Raw genomic sequence first — 26353 nt, forward strand, 5'->3', positions numbered from 1 at the left:
ATTGTTGCGTAAACGCGCATACGTTTATCTTATCTTGCTCTCCTCGATCCGTCGCGACACCCTGCATCAACCCAGCATTCCCGAAATCATGCGCCTGCCATCCGCCCTCCTTCGCCTCTGCAGTGCCCTCGTCCTCGCCACCGCACTCGCCAGTTGTTCGATGGGGTACAACAGGGACTGGAACAAGGCCGCCGCCACGGACGCCACGCAACACCCGAAGAATCTGGAAGGCGCGTGGGCCGGAACGTGGAAAAGCAACCATGATGGCCACCACGGCCAGCTTAGGGCCATCGTGACGAAACTTCACACAACAGTGGGCCAGCCGGAGAAGTACTCCTTCCGCTACCACGCCACGTGGGCAAACATCATTTCGGGCGTCATCACGGCGGAGCACGAAGCCATTCCCGCCGGGAAGAAGAAAGACGGCGTCGTGACTCTGAGCGGTGAGAAGGATCTGGGCAGACTGGGCGGTGTGTACGGCTTCACCGGCGTGGCCTCCCCCATCGAGTTCAAGGCAGACTACAAGTCGAAGCTGGACAAGGGTGTGTTTGAAATGAAACGGCCTGGCTCACCCTGACCCATCCACAAGAGCATGAGGTCACGATGCGATTGGCACAAGGGCACGCGCCCTACCTGCCATGACCCCCGCCAAAAAGAACACGTTCTTCACCAAGTTCGCCAAGTGGACCTCTCGCATCACGGGGCAGCCCAGTGCCTTTGCCGTGGCTGCCGGCACGCTGGTTGTCTGGGCCATCTCGGGACCCTTTTTCGGATTCAGTGACACCTGGCAGCTCATCATCAACACTGGAACCACCATCGTGACGTTCCTGATGGTATTCCTGATTCAGAACACGCAGAACCGCGACTCGGAGGCGCTTCACGTGAAGCTGGATGAACTCATTCGCTCCACGCGCGGCGCGAACAACCAACTCCTGGATTTGGAGGAGCTTGAAGTGGAGGAACTCGACAAGTTGCGTGATGAGTATGAGGCGCTCGCGGAGAAGGCGCGCACCTCGCTCAAGAAGGTGAGGTCGAAGCCCAAAGCCGCGAGGTAGCGGGATGCTCTTCCAACGTAGCTCGCGAGTCCCTTCGCGAGATCAGTCGGGTTGCATCGCTGCAGAGTGACCAATGCCCCGCGAAGGGACTCGCGGACTACGTTGCGCTTCGCGAGCTACGTTGCGCTGCATTCCATTCTCGGAATTCTGTGGTATGGATCATTCCTCCCAGAGATCCCCCAGCCATGCTGCGTCGCTGCTTCTTCCTTCCCATCTTCCTTGCAACCTTTGGCGCTGTGATGCCCTGTGTATCACGTACCTTCGCGCAAGCACCCGAGACGACGAACAATCACCCCATCGTCGTGCTGCTGAGCGTCGATGGCCTGGCGAATTTTTATCTCGATGATCCCAAGGCGGAGATCCCGCATCTGCGCGCTCTGATGAAGGAAGGCGTGCGTGCGGAGAGCATGAAAGCCTCACTCCCCACCGTGACCTGGCCGAACCACACCACTCTAGTGACCGGCGTGCAGCCAGGAAAGCACGGCGTGCTGGGCAATCAGGTACTGGATCGTGACACCGGCGAGATCGTGCCCTTCATGATCGATCCGATCTACAACAAGGAGGACCTCGTCCAGAGTCCCACCATCTATGATGTAGCCAAGGCCGCGGGCATGAAGACAGCGGGACTCATCTGGCCTGCCACACGCGGTGCAAAGACGCTGGACTGGACGGTGCCAGACGTGGGCAATATCAAGCTGGTAGAGCAGCATGCCACGCCCTCCCTGCTGAAGGAATTCGCTGAAGCCGGCATCCCCTGGGAAAAGCAGGAGGAATGGTGGGCCACCAAACGCATCCGCGAACGCGACGGCATGTTCGTGCAGATGGCGAAGCATGTCCTGAGCAAACACCAGCCGCGCCTGCTGCTCATGCATCTGGTCGAAGTGGATCACACGCAGCATGGCAAGGGGCCGAATACGCCCGAAGCCTATGACGCACTCAAGGCGGCAGATGAGCGAGTGGGTGAAATCTGGGAGTTCCTCAAGACCAACTTCTCCGGACGCGCCACACTCATCGTGGTCTCAGATCACGGCTTCTATCCCTGGCGCCAGGCCATCCTGCCGAATGTGCTACTGCGCCAGGAAAAGCTGCTTCGCGCCATTGGCGGCAAAATCACCAGCGACAGCAAAGTACGCGCCGTGGATCAGGGCGGCTCGAGTTTTGTCTACATCCTGGACAAGGAAAACCGTGCCTCAATTGCCGAATCGCTCATCTCCAAGTTCAAGAGTGTGGAAGGCATCGCCGCCGTGCTCACGCCGGAACAGTTCGCTTCCTATGGCCTGGGCGATCCCGCCACCAATCCCCGCGTCCCTGATCTCGTACTCACCGCAAAGTCCGGCTATGCCTTCTTCGATGTGGCAGGCGAAAATGCCGTTGTGATGCCTAAGGAAGAACGCCTGCGCGGAACGCATGGCTACAATCCCGATGAACCCGCCATGCAGGCCACGTTCATCGCTGCTGGTCAAGGCATCCAGCCCGGGTCGAAACTCGGCGCGATTTCCAACACTTCGGTCGCCCCCACCATTGCCACCCTGCTGGGATTGAAGATGCCCAGTGCTGATGGGCCTGTGCTGCAGGAGATTTTGGAGACGAAGGCGGCGGAGTGAAGGCGATGGAACGCTGATCTTTTAGCCGCAAAAAGACGCAAAAGACACAAGAGTCGGGGCGGATAATCACCTGGCCATCAATCAGACCGCGGCCGTGGCAACCCGCACCAAAGACTCACTTTTTGAGCCTTTTGCGTCTTTTTGCGGCCAATTCATCAGGGTGCCCAACCCGTACTACTTGCACCGCGCCGCATCCGTGGTTCGTGTGTGGCTGTCACCGCCCAGTTCATGTCCCGCGACTACACGCTTCACACCGCTCCGACCTCCGCGCACCGCATCAACTACCGGGCGGAGCTCAATGATCAGCAATTCGCTGCCGTCACCTCGCCCCCCGGACAGGCGCTGGTGATCGCGGGTGCCGGTAGTGGGAAGACGCGCACGCTGACCTACCGCGTGGCCTACCTGCTGGACAATGGCATTCCGCCCGAGAACATCCTGCTCCTGACCTTCACGAACAAGGCCGCGCGCGAAATGCTGGAACGTGTGCAGGGCTTGGTGCCGGTGGAAACGAACCGCCTCTGGGGCGGCACCTTCCATTCCATCGGCAATCGCCTCCTGCGAAAGCACGGCGATCGACTGGGGCTCAAGCAGGGATTCTCCATCATGGATCGCGAGGACCAGAAGGACCTCATGGATACCGTGGTGAGCAACGGCGGCATCGACACGACCACCTACCGCTTCCCGAAACCGGAGGTGCTGAACGAGATTTTTTCCCTGGCAGACAACACCGGCAAATCCATCCGCGAGATCCTCAGCACACGGTATCCCTACTTCGAGCCGGTGACGGATGGCATCCTGAAAGTGCGCGAGCTCTACACGGCGAAGAAGCTGGAGACGAACAACGTGGACTTCGATGATCTCCTCACCATGGCCGTGCGCCTGATGAAGGAGAATCCCGACCTGCTGGAGCGCTACCGGCGCACCTTCCAGTTTGTCCTGGTGGATGAGTATCAGGACACGAACCTGCTCCAGTGCGAACTCATCGATCTGCTCTCCGGTGAGCAGGGCAACCTGATGGTGGTGGGCGATGACGCCCAGAGCATCTACTCCTGGCGCGGAGCGAATGTGAAGAACATCCTCGACTTCCCCAAGCGCTACCCCAAGGCACGCGTACACAAGATCGAGGTGAACTACCGCAGCGTGCCGGAGGTGCTCACGCTGGCGAATCACACCATCGAAGGAAATAAGGACCAGTTCCGCAAGGCATTGCAACCCTCCCGCGAAGGGAAGGGCACACTGCCCGCACTCGTGCCGCTGGACAATGGCAGCTCGCAGGCCGCCTTCGTGGCGCAGCGCATTCTCGAACTCCGCGACGAAGGCATTGAGCTGGATGAGATCGCCATCATCTACCGCGCGCACTATCACTCGCTGGAAATCCAGATGGAGCTGACCAATCGCGGCATCCCATTTCAGATCACCAGCGGCCTGCGCTTCTTCGAGCAGGCACATGTGAAGGATGTGGCTGCCTTCATGAAGTTCGCGGCGAACCGCCTGGATGAAGTCTCCTTCATGCGCATGGTGCGCCTCGTTCCCGGCATCGGCAGCTCGAGTGCCGCCAAGATGTGGGAGCACTGGCTGAAGAGCGGTTCCGCGCTCGGCCCTCTCACGCATGAGGAATTTTCGAAGGTACTCCTGGGCATCAAGGTGCCGAAGAAAGCCGCAAAAACCTGGGAGCAAACCGCCTACACTCTTGCCGAGCTCCTCGACACGGAAGGCAAACTGGTGCCACCACCGGCAATGATCCGCAGCATCATGGAGGGCGTGTACGAGGACTACATGCGTGCCAAGTTCAAGAACAGCGACCAGCGGAAGCAAGATTTGGAGCAACTGAGCAACTACAGCGCGCGATTCACGGACGTGCAGGAATTTCTCAGCCAACTCGCACTCGTCTCTGGAGTGGATACCGACGAACGTCCCGCAGCCTCGCCCGACACCGAGGCCGTCACCCTCACGACCGCGCACCAGGCGAAAGGCCTGGAGTGGCATACCGTCTTCGCCGTGTGGCTCGCGGAGGGCATGTTCCCCAACAACCGCGTCATCGAAGAAGGTGGCGAGGAGGGCCTCGAGGAAGAGCGGCGTCTCTTCTATGTCACCGTCACGCGCGCCAAGGACGAACTCTATCTCACCTACCCGGTGATCAATTACCAGGCTCGCGATGGCGAGGTGCTGCAGCGTCCCTCGAGATTTTTGCAGGAGCTGCCACAAAACTTGATGGAGAAGTGGAACGTGCGTAGCGTGTTCGCGTGAAAAAGGCGGCGCCCAAACGGAGGAGATCGTTGGCATGGCTGTTGAAGCCACTGGTGCTTCTGTTGCTGGCCGCGGCGCTGCTCCTGATGGTGCTGGATCAGGTCTTCAACCTGCAGAGTAATGCCACCTTCCTCGCCTTTCGCGCCTCCACGAAGTCGCTGGAAGTCAAGACAGCCGCGGGCAATTGGAAACCGCTCAACGAGCTGACCATAGCCGAACTGGATCGCGCTCTGACCAGGCGAATCGAAACTCCCGGCGCGGTGTGGAAGTCGCTCACCGTGCGGCGGCAGGCGGAAACTTCCACGCAAAATCTGGCGCAGGCATTTCTCAGCGCGAAGATCTCCGTCATCGAGCTCTCCCCACAGTACTACACCTTCGCCACGAGCTTCAAAGACAAGTTCGAGCTGACCACCGCAAAAGAACGCCTCGAGGCAGAGGACGCGATCTTTTCCATCACCGCGAACTTTCGTGAGCCAAGTGGGAAGCCCCTCGGACTCGTCGTACATGAGGGGCGTGAGATGAACCGCACTTTCCCGGCATGGACCGGCTACTTTTTTGTGAAGTCCGGCAAGCCCTGGTTCGGTCCGAAGTCGCTTTTCGAGGAAACACCCGGTGTGCTGGAGGAGGCCTCGCAGGGCTACCCCTCCGTCATGAAAAATCACACCGTCTTCAGCTACGTGGATCTCGCCCCGAGCCGCTATTTCGATGGGAACAAAATCACCTACCGCTCCCTCGCAGGCATGCGGAAGGATGGCACCATTGTGTTCATCGTTTCCGGGGATGGCGGCGCCATGAATGTGACGGAGGTGGCCGCGCTCGCCCAGAAGCTCAATGTCCAGCACGCCACGATGCTTGACGGCGGGCGTGCGCTGCAATATTCCCTCCGTCTGGCAGGCCAGACTCATCACTTCACCGCGTTCAACACCACCATGGACTTCGATTCGCCCTCTCTCGATGCAGAGCGCTCGCCTGTGTTCCTCGTGGTCAGGCCCCGCGCGACTGCTGCCTCTGCACCATGAAACTCGAAGTGCAAAGTGCAGGCGAAGGCCCTGTGAAAGTGGATGTGGTGGTGAAGAAATCCCGTCCGCTGCCCACGCGCCCGGGTAAAAAGCCAACCCTCGCCTATGAACGCTCCTGGATGGAACGTGGCCATGCCCTGGTAGCCGGTGTGGATGAGGCTGGACGTGGACCGCTCGCCGGACCAGTCAGTGTCGCCGCAGTGATCCTGCCGGAGAGGTTCAAGCACAAGAAGCTGAATGACTCCAAGCAACTCAATCACGAGACCCGCGAAGTCATTTACGAGGAACTTATGCAGTGCACTGGACTAGTGTGGTGCCACGTGCTCATCGAGGTGGAGGAGATTGACCGCATCAACATTCTGCAAGCCACGCATCTCGGCATGCGCCGTGCGACACAGGGTCTCTCCACACAGCCGCACGCGGTGCTCATCGATGGCTCACCCGTGCCGAACTTCCCCTACCCCGGCCAGTCCATCGTGGAGGGAGATGCCATCAGTCTGTCGATTGCCGCCGCGAGCATCATTGCGAAGGTGGTGCGCGATCGCCATATGATGGAGGTGGCGCAAGTCTACCCGCAGTATGGCTTCGAGCGGCACAAGGGCTATGGCACACCGGAGCACCTGAAGGCACTGCGCACGCATGGTCCTTGTCCTTTGCATCGGAAGTCCTTCGCGCCCGTGGCGCAGATGTCGCTGCCGTTGACGTTTGAAGAATCGTAACCGCGGAGAAGTAGCTGGCTGATATATGAAGGCGGCAATGCAGTCTCTTGCGACATGGCGGACTGGCCTTCGAGACTATTTCACCCGCCCCAGCCTGCGCACGCGCATGCGTCTCGCCAAGGCGGACGGCACTCGATTCGACAACGCCACGCTTGGCAACTGGGGAGAGCATCTCGCGGCCCAATGGCTGCGCCGTCATGGGCGGAAGGTGCTCTACCGGAACTACCGCGCCGGTGGTGGTGGCGAGGTGGACATCGTGGCGCGCCACGGGAAGATGCTCACCTTTGTGGAAGTGAAAACCCGCACCTCGACGGAACGCGGACGTCCTGCGGAAGCAGTGAATAAGGCGAAGGAAAAACTCATCCTGCGCGGCATGCAGGGCTGGCTGCGCATGCTGCAGGATGCGCAGAACATCCCGAGAAGATGCGATATCGTGGAAGTGGTGCTGCGCGAAGGCGAGCGACCGGAGATTTCCATTCTGGAAGGGGCGCTGAAGGCGTAGCGGAGTACTGAGGAATGGCCGCAAAAGAACGCAGAGAACGCAAAAGTTTGGGTTGTAGGAGATGGTGCGTTGGAGGGATCGTTTGAGGGTGGTGTGCAGGGATTGATTCGTTTGTAGAGGCGGGTAGGAAAACCCGCCGGACGCTGTCCGGTCAGGAGACCCGACTTCCTGGAGTTGCTGCTTTGCGACCAAACCTACCAGCATGTGGCCCCACGCCGCCGTGTCATATCAGCCTGCGCGTCTCTGCCGCCTCTGCTTCGAAGCGCACCACTTCACGCAGCCCAAGCCCTCCAAATCCTCTGCGTCCTTTGCCTCTCTGCCCCTTTGCGGTTAACCCGAAACGGCCTCGTAGCGCCACATCTCCCAGCGGGTCCGCCACACCCAGCACCAAACCCTTTGTGTTCTTTGCGTTCTTTTGCGGCCATTCCCTCAGTTCGCTGCCAGCTCCACGACGCCCAATTCGCGGAGAGGTTCGCGTCTCACATTGATCCGCTGTTGCGGTTCTAGCTTGCAGTTGCGCGCAGGATTCAGCATGCTGCGCGTCGCCATGCCCATTCTCACCGAGCGAAAAACCCAGACCCAGTATGATGCCATTGTTGTAGGTTCCGGAGCCGGAGGCGGCATGGCGGCGCTCATCCTCGCGCTCAATGGGATGAAGGTCCTGATGATGGAAGCCGGTCGCAACTACGATCCGACTACCGAGACGCCCATGTTCAACACGCCGGAGATGGCGCCGCTGCGTGGGGACAAGACGCCCGATCGCTTTTTCGGCTACTACGATGCCACGGTGAATGGCGGCTGGACCGTTCCCGGCGAGCCGTATACGAATAAGCCGGGCACCGAGGGCGACTTCTGGTGGTGGCGCGCCCGCATGCTCGGCGGTCGCACAAATCACTGGGGCCGCATCAGCCTGCGCTTCGGCCCGCGCGACTTCAGATGCGCCTCCACAGACGGCCTCGGCGTCGACTGGCCCATGACCTATGATGACATGCACCCGTGGTACGATCGGGTGGAAAAGCTCATCGGCGTGTACGGCGAGAATGACGGCATCGAGAATGCGCCGAACTCCTCCCCGGGCGTGCTCCTTCCCCCGCCCAAGCCGCGCGTAGGCGAACTGCTCGCGAAGAAAGCCGGGAAGAAGGTCGGCGTACCCATCGTGGCCGCGCACCGCGCCGTGCTTTCCCAGCCGCTCGATGGTCCACGCCTCGCGAAGGAACTCTTCCCCAACAATCCCAAGGCGCAGCAGATCATGGCAAACGACATGAGCCTGCGCGCCCCGTGCTTCTGGGCCACGAACTGCATCCGCGGCTGCTCCATTCGCGCGAATTTCCAAAGCACCACCGTGCTCATCCCACCGGCACTCGCCACGGGGAATCTGGATGTCATCACCGATGCCATGGTGCGCGAAGTCATCATCGGCAAGGATGGCAAGGCGACTGGTGTGCACTACATCGACAAGCCGACACGCCGGGACATGGTGGCGAAGGCGCGGGTGGTGATCATCGCCGGCGGCACCTGTGAAACCGCCCGCATCCTTCTGAACTCCAAGAGCAAGGACAAGGCCGGTCTCGCGAATAGCTCTGGCCAGGTGGGGAAGAACCTCATGGACAGCGTGGGCGCGAATCTCAGTGCGCACATCCCTGCCATGGAAGACCTGCCTCCTTACAACGAAGATGGCGCAGGTGGCCTCCACACGTACTCCCCCTGGTGGCTGGTGCGTGAGCATGGCAAGCTCGGATTCCCGCGCGGTTATCACATCGAGATGGGCGGAGGACGCTCCATGCCGGGCGTGAACAGCTTTGGTATCCTGGACAAGACTTCTCCCGGTGTCTACGGCAGCAAACTCAAGGAGGAAGCCCGCCGTTACTACGGTGCCAGCTTCGGCTTCTCCGGCCGCGGCGAAATGGTACCCAACAAGGATTGCTACGCCGAGCTCGATCCGAAGGTCGTGGACCAGTGGGGCATCCCCGTCCTGCGCTTCCACTGGAAGTGGGCCGACTACGAGATCAAGCAGGCCGAGCACATGCAGAACACCTTTGCGGAACTGCTGGAGCAGATGGGTGGCAAGGCGAAGCCGCAGAGCGGTCGCGACGCCATCAAGAAGCCTGGCGAAATCATCCACGAAGTGGGTGCCGCCCGCATGGGGGACAAGGCCACCAGCAGCGTGACCAATCAATACTGCCAGACCTGGGAGGTGAAGAATCTCTTCCTCATGGACGGCGCTGTCATGCCCAGCAATCCCGACAAGAACCCCACCCTCACCATCCTCGCGCTCGCGTGGCGCAGTTGCGAGTGGATGATGGAGGAGATGAAACGCGGAACGATCTAGTTCTGCTCTTTCAAATGACGCGAAGCTTCAACGATTTCAGAAACCGACGCCAGCGGGAAACGCTCACCCGCGGGGTGCGCCCGCTCATCGCGTCGCCTCGTGAAGACGTGGATGGCTGGGGTCGGGTGTTCGCCATGATTGCGGTGGTGCTGTTGGTGCTGGGCATGGTTCTGCGTGTGGTGGGCGCGGTGCTGGCCTATCGAGCCACGCAAGGCATGACCTTCACAGACCTGGGAAACACGGACGACATCTTGCAGACCCTGAATCAGGTCAGGTCGTCGGTGGCTGCGGCCACCGACTGGCTGGTCTTTGCCGGAGCATCTTCGTTCGTGGGCTTCGTCCTCGGCTGGACTGCCATCGTGAAGAAACAGTGCCGTGCGCCGTGGATTCTTCCCACCTTTGCCGCCTTGGCCCTTCTTCATCTCCCGTTTGTCCTGTTTGGTACAGTGTTTGCCGCCGTCAGCCTTTGGTATCTCTTTCTCCATCGCCACGAGTTCTCTTCTCCCAAGCCCGTCCTCTCAATTTCCCCATGAAGCCCACTGAACCCACGAATCTCTCCCGTCGCGCTGCGCTCAAATGGCTTGCAGGGTCGGCAGCTGCTGGCGCTGCGGCGCCTGCTGTCGCGGCTCCGCACGAGACCGAGCCTGCACCCGGGGCCACGGTGGCGCGCAGCCCGCTTTATGATCCAGACTATACGAAGCAGGTCTTCCCCTGGGACAAGCAGCTCTCGCCGGATGAGTTGAAGACCATCGGTGTGCTCGCAGACATCATCCTGCCCAAGGATGAAAACGGACCCGCTGCCACCGAAGCGGGCGTGCCGGAGTTCATCAATGAATGGTGCAGCGCTCCGTATGAAGACAACCGCGACGACTGCGAAGTAGTGCGCGGTGGTTTGGGTTGGCTGAACACGGAATCCTTCCGCCGGCATCAGAAGCGCTTCGATGAACTCGGCCATGCCGAGCGCATTGGAATCATCGATGACATCTGCGATGCCTCAAAGGCGAAGCCCGAGCACAAGGTGGGAGCCACGTTCTTCGCACTTTTCCGCCAGCTCTGCCTCGGCGGCTACTACACCCACAGCTCCACATGGAAGCACCTGGGTTACGTGGGGAATGTGAGCATCGGCGGTCCCTATCCCGGCGTGCCGCAGGCCATCATTGAGAAGCTGGGGTTGCAGGATGTGGTGTGAGATAGAACGTGAGTATTCAGCGACCAGTGACGCGGCAACCAGCGCACAAGGTATGGGGCCCTATCGTATTCAGTTGAAGGATGGCGCGATTGCGGAGATTCACACTACCATGAAGTTGATCGGACGTCCGATCATACGTGTCGAGGAGCGAAGCAAGAGCACGTACTACTTCTACGAGCATTCGAAGCACAAGAGCCAGATCGCGTTTTGGATCGTCTCACGTGACGAAAAATTTTTTTGGTACAGTGGCGTCTCAGCAGAAACCCGGGCGATAGCAGAGTGCTTCGCAGCAGCGGGATTGTTCGAAGATGATGAACGGAATGGCTGACCCTTCGGGCACCATGATTGGCATCAATAGTTTTAGCGAGGCCTTCCGGTGTGTTCGAGGATGCTTCCGCGCACCACACGGCGCTGCATGCATCGGGCGGAGTGCTGGACACGTCAGGGGTTCGGGACTTCGGCGAGTCCCGCTCCTTGAACAGTCGCTCCGTGCACACGCCGACTCGCCTTGAACTCGGCGGCATGATTTGCCCTTCACTTAGAAGATCATATCCAAGCCCCAGCACACAAACAGACCCGAGACACCGATGAGCGTCTCCGTCACGGTCCAAGTGCGGAAGGTTTGCGCGACGGTGAGGCCGAGGAGATCCTTCACGATCCAGAAGCCGGCGTCATTGAGGTGTGAGAGGAAGAGGGAGCCGCAGCCCACGCATACCACGAGGAGTTCAAGGTTCACTCCCGGAGTACTGAGCGCCATGGGAGCCACCAGGCCACAGGCGGCGGTGATGGCCACGGTGGCGGAGCCGGTGGCCACGCGCACGAGGGCCGCGCAAAGCCAGCCGAAGACCATGGGAGGCAGATGTGCCGACCGGGCCATGTCTGCAATCGCATTCGCCGATCCGCTATCCTGGAGCATCTGATTGAGACCACCACCGGCCCCCACCACGAGCAAGGTCATGCCGATGGGACCAAGTGACTTCTCGCCAATCTTGAGCGCATCCGCCCGCGTGAACTTGAAGGCCCAGCCCGCGAAGAGCACGGCGAGTCCCAGGGCCAGCGTCGGGTTGCCAATCATTGCGGTGATGTTGTACACCATGTTCTGCGTCTCCGAACGAAGCTCAGGCTTCGCAGGAATGAACAACTCCGAAATGGTGTGTGCCAGAATCAACACCACGGGCAGGGCCAGCGCAGCCACGGTACGGCCCAGCGTGGGCGTGGGGTGCTGCAACGCACTGCTCGCGACGGGTGGCTCGGGTGCATCCACCTTGACGCGACTCACCGCCCAGCTTGCGAAGATCGGACCCGCGAGTGCGGCCATGGGAATGGCAGCCACCATGCCCCACAGAATGACCATGCCGAGATTCGCCTTCAACTGCGCAATGGCCACCAGCGGTCCGGGGTGCGGAGGCATCACGCCGTGCATGATGGAGAGCACCGCGAGCAACGGCAGAGCGAGCTTCAGGAAGGGCATGCCCGTTTCCTTCGTGAGGTTCAGAAGAATGGGCACCAGCATCACCAGACCCACGGCGAACCAGGTGGTGAAACCCACCGCGAGCGCCAGCAGCATGAGACACCACTGCACACGCTTGGGTCCCATGAGATCGATAAGACCACGTGCGAGGACCGCCGCGCCTCCAGACGCAGCGAGCAACCCGCCCAGCATGGTGCCCAATCCCAGGATGCCGGCTACACCACCCAGCGTTTTGCCCATGCCCGTTTGGAAAGCAGCCGCCACCTTGCTGGGCTCCATGCCCGAGCCAAGTCCCACCAGCAATGCCGCGAAGAACAGAGCAAGGAACGCATTCATGCGCAGCTTCGCGATGAGAAGGACGATCAGGATGATCGCACCACCCGTGAGCATGAGCAGGGCGGACGTGCTGGCCGTAGATGCAGGCGCGGTGGCAGCAGCAGGAGCCGCAGCCGCGGCGGCGGAAATGATGAGCGAGGAAAGCGGGGCAAAAGTCACGCGCAGATGAAGGGCAGAAACAGGCGCGTTCGTCAACGCCGATAACGCGGGAAGTTCTTCCAACGTAGCCCGCGAGTCCCTTCGCGAGGTCTCCGTGAGGAATACACTCGCGAAGGGACTCGCGAGCTACGTTGGAGGCCGCTTCTCCGTTGTTGCCCCCATACGTCGAGGCAAAACGTATTCCACTCGGCAATGCTCCTCATCGAGCCATCAGCCACACTTACCCACTCACCCCTCACTGCACTACTCCTTCCCTCCCCACACCCATGACCAACATCGAACTCATCCAGTCCCTCTATCGTGCCTATCGCTCGCAGGACTATGATACCTTCCGCGCGCTCTGCACTCCGGACATTGCCTGGATCCAAAGCGAGGGCTTCCCCGGTGGCGCAACGTGGGTGGGAGCGGATGCCATCATCAAGGGTGTATTCGAGGGCAACGCCGGCCGGTGGGAGGGATTCGGGTTCGACATCGAACAGTACCTCGACGCGGGCACCAGTGTGGTCGTCACAGGCACCTATCGGGGCACGCACCGGGTGTCGGGGAAATCGTTCCATGCCGCCACCGTGCACATCTTCGATCTGCAGGATGGCCGGGCGGCGAGGTTCCGCCAGTTCACCGACACGAAGGTTATCTGCGATGCCCTTCCGGCCTGAATTTGGCGGGTGAAGGCCGTTTTCAGGTGGTCAGGGGAAGGCGCTGTTCACCACAAACGGCCTTCAGCAGCAAGGGATTTTCACAACCCGGGAAAAAATTTTCTAGAAAAAGACCTGAGCCCCTGTGTGGCGCGATTGTCAATATGAACGGGTGAGGTCCCATGTGCTTGCACATCGGATCCCACCAAAACCCACAGGCTGTGCTTGAACCCCCAACCTTACCACTGCCATGAATACCTCCCTACCGCATCTCAGTGAGGCAAAGCCCTCGCTTCGCAATCTGCATCCGCAAATCATCGGGGATGCCCTGTACTGTTTCTCCAAGTTCGATCCGGCCTGTGTGCGCCATCTTCGGGACAACGTGCAGCGCCTCGTGCGGGGCAGCTACTCTGACGGCCGCGGACGCGGCTGCATCTTCGGGATCCTGAGTGAACTGCTTCCCGCCAACCAGCGGATCCATGACCGCGAGTCCCTGACCACCTACTTCACCGGTGGCCACGGCCCGCTCTTCCGTGAACGCGAATGCTACCAGCCCGCCCGCTACCTCGTGCGCGTCTGGGATGGCGATCGCGACCCCGGCACCGTGCTCCGGTATGAGAACTGGAACGGCAGCTTCACCGCCGAACAGGTGCGCGAACTGGCCCAACTCCATCTCGAATTGCTCGAAGCCCAGGAGCAGGAAGAAGCCGAGCAGACGCCCGCCGCCACCCGCGCATCCACCATGACCATGGCTGCCATGCTCGTGGATTGAGCAGTGCTTGGTTTATTCCAGACTGAGCAAAATTCGTAAGCCGCCGCAGGACATCACCTGCGGCGGCTTTTTTGTGACTTGGCGCAAGGATTTTCTTCCCACGCTGTTTACCTTTCCCTTCAATTCCCGGCTCAACCTTCCGACTCCCGCTCCCCCACACACTCCCGCATGTCTTCACACCGCTCCCGCAACATGGCTCTTCTGGCCGCCTTCCTCGGCTGGATGTTCGACGGATTTGAAATGGGCCTGTTCCCGCTGATTGGGAAGCCAGCGCTGAAGGATCTCCTGGCAGGTGCACACACCGCGGCGGAACTGAACAACCTGGTGGACAACTGGTTCACCGTGATCATTGCCACCTTCCTGGTCGGAGCTGCGACGGGCGGTGTCTTCTTCGGATGGCTGGGCGATCGCATCGGCCGCGTGAAGGCCATGACCTTCAGCATTTTCACGTATGCCATCTTCACCGGTTTGTGCGGTTTTGCCACGGAGGCGTGGCAGATCGCGCTGCTGCGCTTCGTGGCCTCCCTGGGCATGGGTGGTGAGTGGGCGCTTGGTGTGGCGCTGGTAAATGAACTCTGGACCAAGGGCAGCCGAGCCTGGGTCGCGGGTGCCATCGGTGCCGCGGCGAATGTCGGCTATCTTCTGGTAGCCCTGCTCAGCTTGGGCATGAGCGCCTTCATCGGCACCATCACCGGCTGGGCCACTTCTCTGGGGGCATCCCAGCAGCTCAATGACTACTTGTTCGCCCATGGTGCGTGGCGCTTCCTCATGATTTCCGGCGCCTTCCCCGCGATCCTCATTTTCATCATCCGAATCTTTGTGCCGGAATCAGACAAGTGGGAGGAGGAGAAGAAATCCGGCTCCACCTCGCACTGGAGCACTGCCGATCTCAATGGCGTGCTGCTGGGAGCAGCCGTGGCCATGTTCATGATCTATGCTTGGTCGCCCATGGGCTTCAAGCCCGCCCTTGCGACCATCATCACGGTAGTCGGCTTCGGTGTGGTCATCTGGGGGTTCCTCCTGCCGGTACGTCGCTATTTGCACCGCTCGGCAACTGCAGGACACATGACTCACGAGACCCGGCTCACCATCCGGAAGAATCTGCTCATCGGTGCCACGCTCGCCGGGATTGCCCTGCTGGGCACCTGGGGCGCGGCACAGCATGCCCCGAAGTGGTCCGACTCCCTGAATCTGCATGGCATGGAACCGGTGAACGTGCGGGCCTACACCCAGCTCGCCACGGCTTTCGGCGCGTGTGTGCTGGCATTGCTCACGCCGGTAGTGGCGGACCTGCTGAACCGCCGCATCACCTACTTGCTGTGCTGTATCTTTGCCATGGCGTCTTCCATCACGTTCTTCCGCACCAACACGGAGATTAATACCTGGTTTTTCATCAGCGCGTTCCTCATGGGGGGCCTCACGGCCTCTTTCTACGGCTTCTTCCCCCTCTACCTGCCGGAACTCTTCCCGACCGCAGTACGCGCGACCGGCCAGGGGTTCTGCTTCAATGTCGGCCGCATCATCGCGGCGGTGGGTGGCCTGCAGCTCGCGAACCTCATCGGGTGGTTTGGCACCCCGGTAAACGCCTACACCATCCTCTGCTCTGTCTATATTGTGGGGATGATTCTGGTCTGGTTCGCCCCGGAGACGAAGGGGAAGAAGCTGGCCTGAGGAAAGTTTTCAGAGCTGGGCGCAGCCATGCATCCAGCTCTATATCAGGCACGTATACATGCTTTGCACGCCCCTGTAGAGCGGAAGGTGCCCAATCTGATTGCCCCGGAAATCCCATTGTGTCTTGACATCCGGCGGACTCGTATGCCTTTGTGCCTTTTATGTCCAAAGCCCTCATCATCGCCGAAAAGCCCAGCGTCGCGGCCGATCTTGCCCGCGCGCTCGCCAAGGCTCCCGGCATGACCGCGTTCCACAAGGAGAACGACTATTTCGAAAATGACACCCACGTCATCACCTCCGCCGTGGGTCACCTGCTGGAGCAGGAAATGCCCATGAAGGATGGCAAGAAGATCGGCTGGGGCTTCACCACCCTGCCCATCCTCCCGGAGAAGTTCGAGCTCAAGCCCATCGACAAGACCGCCGACCGCTACCGGGTGGTCTCCCGCCTCATCAAGCGCAAGGACGTGGGCGAAATCATCAACGCCTGCGACGCCGGCCGTGAAGGGGAGCTGATTTTCCGCAACATCATCGAGGCTACCGGGACGAACAAGCCCATCCGCCGCATGTGGATGCAGTCCATGACGAACAACGCCATCATGGAGGCCTTCCAGCAGATGCGGTCAGACGAGGACATGCAGCCGCTGGCCGCCGCTGCGAAGTGCCGTAGCGAGAGCGACTGGATCGTTGGTATTAATAGCACACGCGCGCTCACCGCGTTGAATTCCCGCCACGGCGGTTTCCGCCTCACCCCGGTGGGTCGTGTGCAGACCCCCACGCTGACCATCATGGCCAAGCGCGAGCGGGAGATCGCGAACTTCGTCCCACGCACCTACTGGGAAGTGCACGCCCTCTTCGGCGTGAAGGCCGGAGAGTACGCCGGCCGCTGGCTGGATGAAGCGTGGAAGAAGGACGACACGGACGAACACAGCAAGGCCGAGCGCATCTGGGACAAGGAACTGGCCGACGCCATCCTGGCCCGCTGCAAGGGCAAGGAAGCGATCGTGGAAGAAACCACGAAGCCGACCCGCCAGATTGCGCCGCTGCTCTACGATCTTACCAGCCTGCAACGCGAGGCCAGCAACCGCTTTGGCTTCAGCGCCCGCCGTACCCTGCAGCTCGCCCAGTCGCTCTATGAGCGGCACAAGGCACTCACCTATCCTCGTACCGACTCCCGTTTCCTGCCGAATGACTACATCGGCACGGTGAAGGGCACCATCAAGAGCTTCTCCCAGCTCACGAGCGCGAAGTCCGGCGCCTTCCCCACGGAACTGCGCCCTTTCTGCGACCGCATCCTGGACAATGACTGGGTGCGCCCGAACCGGCGTATCTTCGACGGCAGCAAGGTGAGCGACCACTTTGCCATCATCCCCACCGGGCAGATGCCGCCCAAGAGCCTGGATGAGGCGGAGCAGAAGCTCTACGACATGGTGCTGCGCCGCTTCCTCGCGGTGTTCTTCCCCGCAGCTGAGTTCGACGTGACTACCCGCATCTCACGCATTGGCGAAGACGCTTTCAAGTCGGACGGCAAGATCATGCGCGTGCCCGGCTGGCTGGAAGTCTATGGCAAGAAGGCCGCGGACGAGCAGGACGGCGAAGGCGGTGGCAAGGTCCTCGTGCCGGTGGATCCGAATGAAAAGGCCAAGGTGCACGACATCGAGACCCGCGAAGAGTCGACCAAGCCCCCACCCCGCTACAACGAAGCGACCCTGCTCTCCACCATGGAAGGCGCGGGCAAGCTGGTGGAGGACGAAGAACTCGCCGAAGCCATGAGCGAGCGTGGCCTGGGCACTCCCGCCACACGTGCCGCCATCATCGAAGGCCTGATCTTCGACAAGTACATCGAGCGCGACAAACGCGATCTCATTGTGACCACCAAGGGTCTCGAACTGGTGGACCAGCTCAATGAAATCGGCGCGGAGACGCTCTCCTCCCCTGAGCTGACCGGCCAGTGGGAATACAAGCTGCGTGAAATGGAGCACCGCCGTCTCGACCGCGGCAGCTTCATGAAGGACATCCGCAACCTCGCGGCCGACATCGTGGACAAGAGCAAGGCGTACGTGAAGACCATGAAGGAAAAGGCCTTCCCGGACTTCCACGCCACGTGCCCTTTCTGCGGCAGCAAATCCTTCAAGCAGACCACCGACTACTACCTGTGCAAGGGTGACAACTGCAAGCTGCGCGTCTTCAAGAACGTGGCGGGCAAGGAGCTCACTGAGGACCAGGTGCGCACCCTCATCGAGAAACGTTTCCTCGAACCGATGGATGGATTCCGCAGCCGTCTCGGCAAGGAGTTCCGCGCCGGCATCGAGATCAAGGAGGACAAGAAGGTCAACTTTGTCTTCGAGAAAGGCCAGAGCGATGAGTTGGACTGGAATGAAGCCCCCGTGCTCTGCCCCTGCCCCGTGTGCGCGAAGGCGGGTCGCAAGTCTGACATTCACGTCCTGCCCAATGCCTACGCGTGCAAGATCGCGATGACCGATGCGAAGAAGTGCAACGCTCGCCTTCCGCGTGAGCTTTGCAAGAAGGCCATCACCGAAGAGAACGCGAAGAAGTTCTTCACCGAGGGCAAGACCGGCCTCATCGAAGGCATGATCTCCAAGAAGGGTCGCCCCTTCAGTTCCTTCCTCGTGTGCAACGTGGGTGGCAAGCGCCTGCTGAGCTGGGAGTTTCCGCCTCGGGAGGCCAAACCGAAGGCCGCGAAGAAGACAGCGACGGCGAGGGAGAAGTTCGGGAAGAAGAAGGCTGTCGAGGAATAGACTAGCTCTTCATCGCTTGCCCCCATTCTTAGTGAGTCGCTCGTTTTTGCTTTTTACCTCATCGACAATTTCCCGAACCACAGCTCGCGCCATTTCGCCAATTTCATCCTTGGTCAACTTTTCTTGGTAGAGATGTTGCCAGACCGGTTGATTTGGCCGGAATCGCTGCACCGAGTATTTGAGCCTTTCAAAGTGCACATGAAAAGAAGCGCTCACATCGAAGGTCTCAAGTCCTGACCTTCTAAAATTCTTGAATACGAATCCCACAGTAAGGGATTCAATATCACCCTTCCCATACTCGCGATTGAACATGGGCCACTTTACTGGAGGAGAGGTGGCCTCGCTTAGGTCTGTGGATGCTTCAAGTGTCTCAGAATGGTAAGTCGATCGATATGTAGATTTCGTTGTGACCTCCGCATTTACAAACCATTCTGAAATCGGCAGCAACATTCTCTTAATTTCCAAGAAAAGGGGGACAATCGAAGTCTCCATGACTTCATCGAGAGCTTTTATGGAGAAGGGCTCGGCTTCTTCGACGGCTGAGAGTTCCATCTTGAGCAACGCAATTTCCTTCTCCAAATCCGTAGGCTCGTGAATATCCTCTCCCTTCACTCCTTTCGTGAAGAGGTCCAAGGAATCCCTGACATGCTCGGCGACGAGTTGAATCAATTCATTCGCGTTCCCGGCATCCGCTTGCCTGAGCGCATAAAGGTAAGCATCGCGCTCACCGTTCCGAATTACCACTGGAGGATATCCTTCCCGCATCAGCAGCAGATTCATGAGCAGCCTGGCCATGCGCCCATTGCCATCGTCAAAGGGATGAATAGCCGTAAATCGATGATGAAAATATGCTGCGATTTCAACCACATGTATTGCCCGCTTTTCTGAAGCTTCTCTTTCCCATGTCACCAACTCCCGCATGTTCGCGGGTGTTTCCAAGGGCGTGGAATAGTAGTGCATTTCCCCCGTTGGAGTCCTTACGTGATTAGGCTGAGTTTTGTACTCGCCAATAGAAACAGTTTTTGACGTAGGCTGCCCGTCCGGAGTGAGCGCAGGAACGTTGTAAGGCTCGACCAGCAACACCCGATGCATCTCGCGGATCACTACCTCCGTGATCGGCTCTTTGTTCCTTACCAATTGCAGCAGGTAGTTGATGGCATCGCTGTGCCCTTTGAGATCCAAATGGTCCTTGAGCGGTTTCCCCTTGGCCGTAAGCCCTTCCATCAAGAACATCTCGGTCTCACCCTGCGTGAGTTTGTTGCCCTCAATCGCATTTGAGTGATAAGTCCACCACAGCCTGAATTTTTGCAAAACCCGCTGCTCAACCTCCCGGTCAAATGGGCGCAAAGCATCCAGTTCACCCTTCAGTTTGTCGATTTCCTGGAACAATGATGGAAGGCCAGCCATGCGTGATTGTACGAACACCCCATAAGTTTGGCAATGAACATGCAGCAGAACGCATTGCTCCTTGACTCAATCAGAAAGCCAACTTCCAATCATCACCGGTACCCTTCCTCCGCTCCCATGACCCTCTTCGAAAAGATCATCGCCCGCGAGATTCCGGCTGACATCATCTATGAAGATGACTTCTGCGTGTCCTTCCGCGACATCAATCCGAAGGCACCGGTGCATGTCTTGATCGTGCCGAAGAAGGTCATCCCGCGTGTGGGTGATGCGGTGGCGGGAGACCAGGAGACACTGGGTGCCCTGCTGCTGGCCGCGGGGAAAATCGCCACCCAGCTCGGCGTGAACTCCACGGACAAAGGATTCCGCCTCGTAATCAATCACGGCAAGGATGCCGGGGAGACCGTGCCGCATATGCACGTGCACCTGCTGGCTGGGCGTGAACTCGGCTGGCCGCCGGGCTGAGGCGCCTGAGTGTTGGACTGATTTGATATTTCCCGAGGCTTCAGGCCTCTCCAATGATTGGGGGCACTCTTGCCCCCATTTTTCTTTCCGCGTATCCAGGCAGAAGGCGATTTCCTCTGCCGATGGGATGGTTGAGGCATGCCGGATGCTGGGAGATGCGACGCTAAACGGGGGCAGGAATGCCCCCGATCCTTGGGAAGGGCGGCGGCGACGGTTGTCGCTTCACCGGCTCTCCTCCTCATTTGGCGCATCGACACCCCAGCTTGCGGAGAGCCTGGCAGACAATTTTGCCCCCCTAGAATGCCATACGTCGGGCGCTTATGCCGTTCGTTCCTCGAAAGGAAAAACTTGCCATTTCCAAATTTTCTGGCAAATCTAAGGTAACCCTGATTTTCAAGAAACCTTAAGCTGGTAGGCCATGAAACGTTTTCTCCTTCCTCTGGCAGCGCTTGCTTGCAGCGTTACCCCTGGCATTGCGCAGAACTACCAGACGCAGTACCCGTACGATCCGTACAACGCGGCACCTACCCCGACGCAGTATCAGGAGTACCAGTCCTCCCCCTCCCAGCCGAACTACAGCTATGGCGGCGGTGGCGGAAGCAGTGGCGACTACTCGAAGCAAAGCTACGGAGGCGGCTCGACGAGCAGCGGCTCCGGTTCCCGGTACTCAGACCTCTTGAGCTGGGGCTACCTGGAAGGTCACTACGCCTACAACGACTTCCGCGGTGACGACAAGCTGGATGGCGACAGCGGATTCGGCGTGAATCTGAGTGTGCAGTTGATGAAGATCGGCTTCCTCCACTTTGGCCTAGACCGCATCCTGGCAGAAGGTCCCAGTGCGCAGGATATTGAAGTCACCTCCGTAAAACTGGGTGGTGGCGCATTTATCCCCATTGGTGAGCGTTTCCATCTCTACGGTGAAGTCGGCTTCCGCTATGACTGGACCGGCGGTGATCTGGATTACATCTACAAAGATGACATTTCCCTCTACCTGCGTCCGGGGGTTCGCTTTGCCGTGACGGAGAACTTCGAACTCACCGCAAGCGTCCTCTTCTCCAACACGGACAATTTCAATGAATACGTCGTCGAAGTGAGCGGCTACTACGCCCTTCTCGACTGGCTGGATGTAGGCGGTGGCGTGGACATCGGCGACGACTACAACACCTACCGTGTGGGTGGCCGCTGGAGGTGGTAGTAGACAATAGTCCGCCGAGCTTCGGCGGCCAGTGGTGGTAGCTGCACGTGGGATCTCTTCCCGAAGGAAGGCGTGAGCGCCCCCTCCAAGCAATGCAAAATGAGAAGTGATAAATGAAAAGTGCAAAATGGAATGCACCTCAGTCACTTTTCATTTTTCACCTTTCATTTCTCATTTTGCATTTCTTAGCGCACCACCGCTGAGGGCTCGGCGGACTACCTCCTACTTTCCTTGTCCAATCCACCGTGATTGGCGCTCACAGGGTGTACGCATTCCCGCACCCTGATGAAGTTTACATTTTCCCTTTCTTCCCTTCGCAAGCTCCTGTCAGTGGTTGGACTTGGGTGTCTTACAGTAAGCGGCAGCATAACCCACGGCGCCCCAGCAACGTCCCATGACCTCGTGGTGTATGGCGGCACGCCGGGTGGCATTGCCTGCGCGATCGCGGCAGCACGAGAAGGGAAATCCGTGCTGCTGCTGGAGACCACGAAACATCTCGGCGGCCTGACGACCGGCGGGCTCTCTCACACAGACGTGGGCCCGCGTCCGGAACTCATCGGCGGCATCGCGAAGGAGTTCTTCACCCAGGCGGATGCCCTCTACGCCGACCCCAAGCGCACGGCCTCGAAGGATTTTTGGTACCAGGAGCCTCACATCGCGGAGAAGGCCTTCACCACCATGCTGCAGGAGGCGAAGGTGGAGGTGATCTTCGGCGCGCGCGTGAAGAGTGTGGAGAAGAAGGAGGCTCGCATATCCTCCATCACTACCCTGGACGGCAAGACCTATGCCGGGCGCATCTTCGTGGATGCCAGCTACGAAGGGGACGTGATGGCGCTCGCCAAGGTGGACTTCTACGTGGGCCGCGAAGGTCGTGAGGCCTTTGATGAACCCCTGGCCGGCTTCCGCCCCGCGCCGTTTCGTTTCCGTGAGCAAGAATACATGGCCAGCCCCGACAGGAAATACACGCACGGCACACCAGCCAAGATGTCCGCCTATGGGAAGGACGGCAAACTGCTGCCCGGCATCAACACCGAGTGGCCGGAACTAGGCGCCGCTGACAACAAGTCCCAAGCCTACAACTTCCGCGTCATCCTCACGAACAACGCTGCCAATCGCCTGCCCATTCCCAAGCCCGCGAACTACGACCCGCTGAGGTATGAGATTCTAGACCGCATCATCGATGCCTTCCCCGGCGTGAAGTATGAAAAGCTGGTCTTCCTCGGCGCGCTGCCGAACCAGAAGTTCGACGCGAATGCCAGCGGCCTCGTGCAAGGGACGGACCATGTGGGCGGCAACGTGGACTACCCGGACGGGGACTACGCCACGCGGGACCGCATCTGGCAGGACCACCGCGAGTATGTGCAGGGCTTCCTCTGGTTCCTCGCGAATGACCCACGCGTACCCGCCGACCTGCGCGCCCAGGCCAGCGAGTACGGACTGGCGAAGGACGAGTTCACCGACAACGAGAACTGGCCCTACCAGCTCTATGTCCGCGAAGCCCGACGCATGCGCGGCCAGTACGTGATGAGCCAGCGCGATTGCCAGAAGGCCATCACCAAGCCGGACAGCATCGGCATGGGCGCCTTCATTCTGGACTCCCACGCCGTGCAGCGGCTCGTGGACAAGGAAGGCTTCGTCATCGACGAGGGAAACTTCGACATTCCCGTTCGTCCCTACCAGATTCCGTACCGCAGCGTGACGCCGAAGAAGGAGCAGTGCACGAACCTGCTGGTGCCCGTGGCCCTGTCTGCCACCCATGTGACCTATGGGTCGATTCGCATGGAGCCGCAGTTCATGATCCTGGGGCACTCCACCGGGGTGGCCGCCGCCATGGCGCTGGAGAAGTACATCCCGGTGCAGGATGTGGATATGGCTGCGCTGCGTGCGAAGCTGGTGGCTCAGGGGCAAGTGCTGGAACTCGCTTCGCTGGCAAATCTCACACTGGCAGAAAACCTGGAGGGCATTGTGGTCGACGACGAAGCCGCCACTTACGAAGGAAGCTGGACGGCCAGCGGCTATGGGGACCCCATCGATGGCACCAGTCACAACGACGGCGACGGCAGCAAAGGCAAGCTCAGCGCCCGTTTCGAGACCACCCTTCCCGAAAGCGGGACCTACGAGGTACGCCTCGCCTATTCCTCCGCCCCCAACCGCGCCAACAACGTCCCCGTGAAAGTGGAGCACGCCAAGGGCAGCGACACGGTGGAGGTGAACCAGCAGAAGGCCCCTCCCGTGGAGAAGTACTTCGCCTCACTTGGCCAGTTCGAGTTCACCAAGGACAAGCCCGCCGTGGTCACGGTGAGCAACGAAGGGACCAAGGGCTTCGTGACGGTGGATGCGGTGCAGTGGGTGCGGGTGAAGTAGCCGCAAGAAAGTAGTCCGCCGAGCCTCGGCGGACTACTTTCTCACGCCTTCTTCGTCTTCACCGCCTTCACCCGCTCGGGGAACAGCTCGCGGCAGATGGGACAGACGGTGCCATCACAGCCACGGGCGGTGCAGTACTCGCGGCCGTAGTAGATGATCTGCAGGTGAAGTTTATTCCACGTCTCTTCCGGAAAAAGGCGCTTCAAATCCCTCTCTGTCTGCGCCACAGACTTACCGTCACTGAGCTTCCAGCGCTGGGCCAGGCGGTGGATGTGGGTGTCCACGGGGAAGCTTGGAACAGCGAAGGACTGGGCCATGACGACTTGGGCGGTCTTGTGGCCGACGCCGGGGAGTTCCTCTAGGGCTTCCAGATCTGCGGGCACCTCGCCGTTGTGCTTTTCCACCAAAATGCGTGAAAGGTTGGAAATTGCCTTGGCTTTCTGGGGACTAAGCCCGCACGGACGGATGATGGCCTGGATTTCGTCCACCGGCACCTTCATCATTTTCTGGGGGGTACGCGCCACGGCGAAGAGACTTGGCGTGACCAAGTTCACCCGGACATCCGTGCACTGGGCTGAGAGAAGCACCGCCACTAAGAGGGTGTAGGAATCCGTGTGGTCGAGCGGGATCGGCGGGTTCGGGTAAAGCTCGGAGAGGCGGGTGAGGACGTGGGCGGCGCGTTCGTTCTTGGTCACGGCCTCATGCTAGGTGGATTGGCCCACGGTGAAACTGGAAAGTCGGACGAGGCGACTTCGCGGGCAGAAAGGACGGTCACGTGCGCTTATTTCCGCCGGGGGATTTCGCCATGAAGCTCAAGCTGATAGGCCAAAACAATGACGAGGGCCAGGCTCAGAAGGTAAAAGACACTCCAGCAGGCAACTCCAAACCAATACCCCAAAGGATCTTTCTCGCGCTCGAACGTGCCCCAATTGTCCTCATGCCTTCCCTCCCGCAATGACCGGGTCACCACAGCTCCGGGCACAAATCCAAACACCAGCGGGACCAGATACAGCCAAGTGAACTTCTGGGTGATGATACAAGCCACCAGGATGGCCAATACATGCGGAGCCAGCACCAAAATCATGGTGCGAGGACGACGCCAAAGCTCCCGGATAGGCCGCGCGGGATCAGAGATGGGCAGGCCCCACCTCACTCTACGAGCTCCGCTCAATCCGCTTCACCATCTGTTGGATGTGAGGGTACTTCATGCGGGGCTTCATGATTTCCACGCTCTTGTTGAAGGAGCCCCACTTGAGCACGCTGATGTTCACCTGTTTGGCACCCCACTGGTTCATGGCGGCCTTGCTGGGTTTGTACAGATCGATAGTATTGGTGCCAACGAGCGCGGAACCGTAGTCATCCACCTCGTAGAGGTAGGGTTCGCCCTCAATCTTGAAGACCGTCCCGACAGGATACACGGACCAGTCGGTGGCTGCGCTGCGCACCTTGCCGTACTTCAGGGGTTCACCCGTGGCTGCCTTCGCTCCGTACTTCCGGTGGTCCGATTCGGAATGCGTGTACGCCGTGGTCTTGACCCCGTTGATACGCTTAGCATTCGCAAGCTTGGTGCTGCTGCAAGAAACGCAGCCCACGCAAAGCGCCGCCAGTCCGAGAAGACGAAGGATGTTCAGCATAGATTAATTAACTTCTCTAAAGTGGTTCCCCATTTTGCCGGAAGCGTCGAAAAGCGTCAACCTTTAAAATCTAAGGGGAAGTTTGGGTTAGACAAGCGTGCAATACACCAAAAAACAAGCGGGAGAGCAAACTCACATCTGGCTCAGCCAGAGCAAATTATACTCTCCCGCTGAGCGCCGGCGCGGAGGCGGGCGCAAGGGAGGGTTAAGAGTTAGCAGGCGTCGTGCCGCGCTCGATCTTTTCGACCATTTCTCGTACGTGAGAATTGCGTTTTTCGCGGGGCTTCATGATGGCCAGACTCTTCGTAAAGGAGCCCCACTTGATCACATTGATGTTCACACGCCGGACGCCCCACTTGTTCATGGTAGCCCGGGTGGGCTTGTAGAGGTCGATGGTTTCCGTGCCCACAAGCGCGGAACCGTAGTCGTCCACCTCATAAGTGTAGGGCTCGCCCTCGATCTGGAAAACAGTGCCTACCGGGTAAACGGACCAGTCGGCAGCGGCGCTGCGGACGGTTCCGAATTTGAGCTTGCTGCCAGCGGCGGTCTTGACGCCATGCACGAGGTGGTCACTCTCGGAATGGGTGTAGGCGGTGGTCTTGACGTCCTGGAGGCGCTGGGGGCGCGGGGCGGACGGGTTACCGGCTACGGGGCTGGAGCAGGAGGCGGTGCACGCGCTGATTACGATCAGAGCGGAGAGTCGACTTACGAGCATCAGTTCATTTCGGGTTGTTAGACTCACTCTGCCGTCTGGCAGGGCGGACGGAGAGCTTCCCACCCCTCCCCCCCCTGTCAACTGCAAATGGCACGACGGAAACGCTTGACTT

The 26353-nt window shown here is 59.7% G+C and carries 23 protein-coding genes; 17 read left to right on the forward strand and 6 right to left on the reverse strand.

Annotation, left to right across the window (positions count from 1 at the left end; translation table 11 throughout):
• The first annotated feature begins 88 nt into the window (after window positions 1-88).
• The 10 genes from G5S37_RS17835 to G5S37_RS17880 all read left to right on the forward strand — a co-directional run bounded on the left by G5S37_RS17835 (window position 89) and on the right by G5S37_RS17880 (window position 10664).
• Entirely contained in the window at window positions 89-577 is a 489-nt protein-coding gene (locus G5S37_RS17835; RefSeq protein ID WP_206026041.1) for a hypothetical protein, read from the forward strand.
• 61 nt (window positions 578-638) lie between these two features.
• Entirely contained in the window at window positions 639-1055 is a 417-nt protein-coding gene (locus tag G5S37_RS17840) for a low affinity iron permease family protein (RefSeq protein WP_165205811.1), read from the forward strand.
• A 185-nt stretch (window positions 1056-1240) separates the two neighbouring features.
• Entirely contained in the window at window positions 1241-2659 is a 1419-nt protein-coding gene (locus tag G5S37_RS17845; RefSeq protein ID WP_206026042.1) for an ectonucleotide pyrophosphatase/phosphodiesterase, read from the forward strand.
• A gap of 228 nt (window positions 2660-2887) precedes the next feature.
• Window positions 2888-4906: an ATP-dependent helicase gene (locus G5S37_RS17850; protein ID WP_165205812.1), complete on the forward strand. Its 2019-nt coding sequence runs from the start codon at window positions 2888-2890 to the stop codon at window positions 4904-4906.
• A 29-nt stretch (window positions 4907-4935) separates the two neighbouring features.
• On the forward strand, window positions 4936-5925 hold the full coding sequence (locus G5S37_RS17855; protein WP_165205813.1) for a phosphodiester glycosidase family protein: 990 nt from the start codon (window positions 4936-4938) through the stop codon (window positions 5923-5925).
• The gene (locus G5S37_RS17860) at window positions 5922-6644 is read left to right on the forward strand and encodes a ribonuclease HII (protein WP_165205814.1); all 723 of its coding nucleotides are present in this window, start codon (window positions 5922-5924) and stop codon (window positions 6642-6644) included. The genes G5S37_RS17855 and G5S37_RS17860 overlap by 4 nt, the downstream gene beginning before the upstream one ends.
• A gap of 106 nt (window positions 6645-6750) precedes the next feature.
• On the forward strand, window positions 6751-7146 hold the full coding sequence (locus G5S37_RS17865; protein ID WP_165211717.1) for a YraN family protein: 396 nt from the start codon (window positions 6751-6753) through the stop codon (window positions 7144-7146).
• A 547-nt stretch (window positions 7147-7693) separates the two neighbouring features.
• Window positions 7694-9475, forward strand: coding sequence for a GMC family oxidoreductase (locus tag G5S37_RS17870; protein ID WP_165205815.1), 1782 nt, complete (start codon window positions 7694-7696; stop codon window positions 9473-9475).
• A gap of 14 nt (window positions 9476-9489) precedes the next feature.
• Window positions 9490-10008 (forward strand): hypothetical protein, encoded by a 519-nt coding sequence (locus G5S37_RS17875; protein ID WP_165205816.1) that lies wholly within the window; start codon window positions 9490-9492, stop codon window positions 10006-10008.
• On the forward strand, window positions 10005-10664 hold the full coding sequence (locus G5S37_RS17880; protein ID WP_165205817.1) for a gluconate 2-dehydrogenase subunit 3 family protein: 660 nt from the start codon (window positions 10005-10007) through the stop codon (window positions 10662-10664). The genes G5S37_RS17875 and G5S37_RS17880 overlap by 4 nt, the downstream gene beginning before the upstream one ends.
• A gap of 538 nt (window positions 10665-11202) precedes the next feature.
• On the opposite strand, the gene G5S37_RS17885 is transcribed toward G5S37_RS17880, so the two are convergent.
• Window positions 11203-12630, reverse strand: coding sequence for a gluconate:H+ symporter (locus G5S37_RS17885; protein WP_165205818.1), 1428 nt, complete (start codon window positions 12628-12630; stop codon window positions 11203-11205).
• Between the two features lie 266 nt (window positions 12631-12896).
• Here G5S37_RS17885 and G5S37_RS17890 point away from each other — a divergent pair, with 266 nt between their 5' ends.
• From G5S37_RS17890 to G5S37_RS17905, 4 genes are all read left to right on the forward strand, one after another.
• Window positions 12897-13286: a nuclear transport factor 2 family protein gene (locus G5S37_RS17890; RefSeq protein WP_165205819.1), complete on the forward strand. Its 390-nt coding sequence runs from the start codon at window positions 12897-12899 to the stop codon at window positions 13284-13286.
• 229 nt (window positions 13287-13515) lie between these two features.
• Entirely contained in the window at window positions 13516-14037 is a 522-nt protein-coding gene (locus G5S37_RS17895) for a hypothetical protein (RefSeq protein ID WP_165205820.1), read from the forward strand.
• Between the two features lie 168 nt (window positions 14038-14205).
• Complete coding sequence (locus G5S37_RS17900; protein ID WP_240914668.1) at window positions 14206-15708, forward strand: MFS transporter; 1503 nt, start codon at window positions 14206-14208, stop codon at window positions 15706-15708.
• A gap of 161 nt (window positions 15709-15869) precedes the next feature.
• A complete protein-coding gene (locus tag G5S37_RS17905; protein ID WP_165205821.1) occupies window positions 15870-18464 on the forward strand; it encodes a DNA topoisomerase III in 2595 nt (864 codons plus the stop codon).
• Between the two features lie 9 nt (window positions 18465-18473).
• On the opposite strand, the gene G5S37_RS17910 is transcribed toward G5S37_RS17905, so the two are convergent.
• Entirely contained in the window at window positions 18474-19871 is a 1398-nt protein-coding gene (locus G5S37_RS17910) for a Fic family protein (RefSeq protein ID WP_165205822.1), read from the reverse strand.
• Window positions 19872-19988: 117 nt separating this feature from the next.
• Between G5S37_RS17910 and G5S37_RS17915 the strand changes: the two genes are divergently transcribed.
• The 3 genes from G5S37_RS17915 to G5S37_RS17925 all read left to right on the forward strand — a co-directional run bounded on the left by G5S37_RS17915 (window position 19989) and on the right by G5S37_RS17925 (window position 23892).
• Window positions 19989-20333, forward strand: coding sequence for a histidine triad nucleotide-binding protein (locus tag G5S37_RS17915; RefSeq protein ID WP_165205823.1), 345 nt, complete (start codon window positions 19989-19991; stop codon window positions 20331-20333).
• Between the two features lie 418 nt (window positions 20334-20751).
• On the forward strand, window positions 20752-21528 hold the full coding sequence (locus tag G5S37_RS17920; RefSeq protein WP_165205824.1) for a hypothetical protein: 777 nt from the start codon (window positions 20752-20754) through the stop codon (window positions 21526-21528).
• A 285-nt stretch (window positions 21529-21813) separates the two neighbouring features.
• Window positions 21814-23892: an FAD-dependent oxidoreductase gene (locus tag G5S37_RS17925; RefSeq protein WP_165205825.1), complete on the forward strand. Its 2079-nt coding sequence runs from the start codon at window positions 21814-21816 to the stop codon at window positions 23890-23892.
• A gap of 41 nt (window positions 23893-23933) precedes the next feature.
• On the opposite strand, the gene nth is transcribed toward G5S37_RS17925, so the two are convergent.
• The 4 genes from nth to G5S37_RS17945 form a co-directional block, all read right to left on the reverse strand.
• Window positions 23934-24587, reverse strand: coding sequence for an endonuclease III (nth, locus tag G5S37_RS17930; RefSeq protein ID WP_165205826.1), 654 nt, complete (start codon window positions 24585-24587; stop codon window positions 23934-23936).
• An 86-nt stretch (window positions 24588-24673) separates the two neighbouring features.
• On the reverse strand, window positions 24674-24976 hold the full coding sequence (locus G5S37_RS17935; RefSeq protein ID WP_165205827.1) for a hypothetical protein: 303 nt from the start codon (window positions 24974-24976) through the stop codon (window positions 24674-24676).
• A 70-nt stretch (window positions 24977-25046) separates the two neighbouring features.
• The gene (locus G5S37_RS17940) at window positions 25047-25526 is read right to left on the reverse strand and encodes a 3D domain-containing protein (protein ID WP_165205828.1); all 480 of its coding nucleotides are present in this window, start codon (window positions 25524-25526) and stop codon (window positions 25047-25049) included.
• A gap of 205 nt (window positions 25527-25731) precedes the next feature.
• A complete protein-coding gene (locus G5S37_RS17945) occupies window positions 25732-26241 on the reverse strand; it encodes a 3D domain-containing protein (protein ID WP_165205829.1) in 510 nt (169 codons plus the stop codon).
• Window positions 26242-26353: the final 112 nt, after the last annotated feature.

The organism is Roseimicrobium sp. ORNL1, from assembly GCF_011044495.1.
In the GTDB taxonomy this organism is placed as follows: Bacteria; Verrucomicrobiota; Verrucomicrobiia; order Verrucomicrobiales; family Verrucomicrobiaceae; genus Roseimicrobium.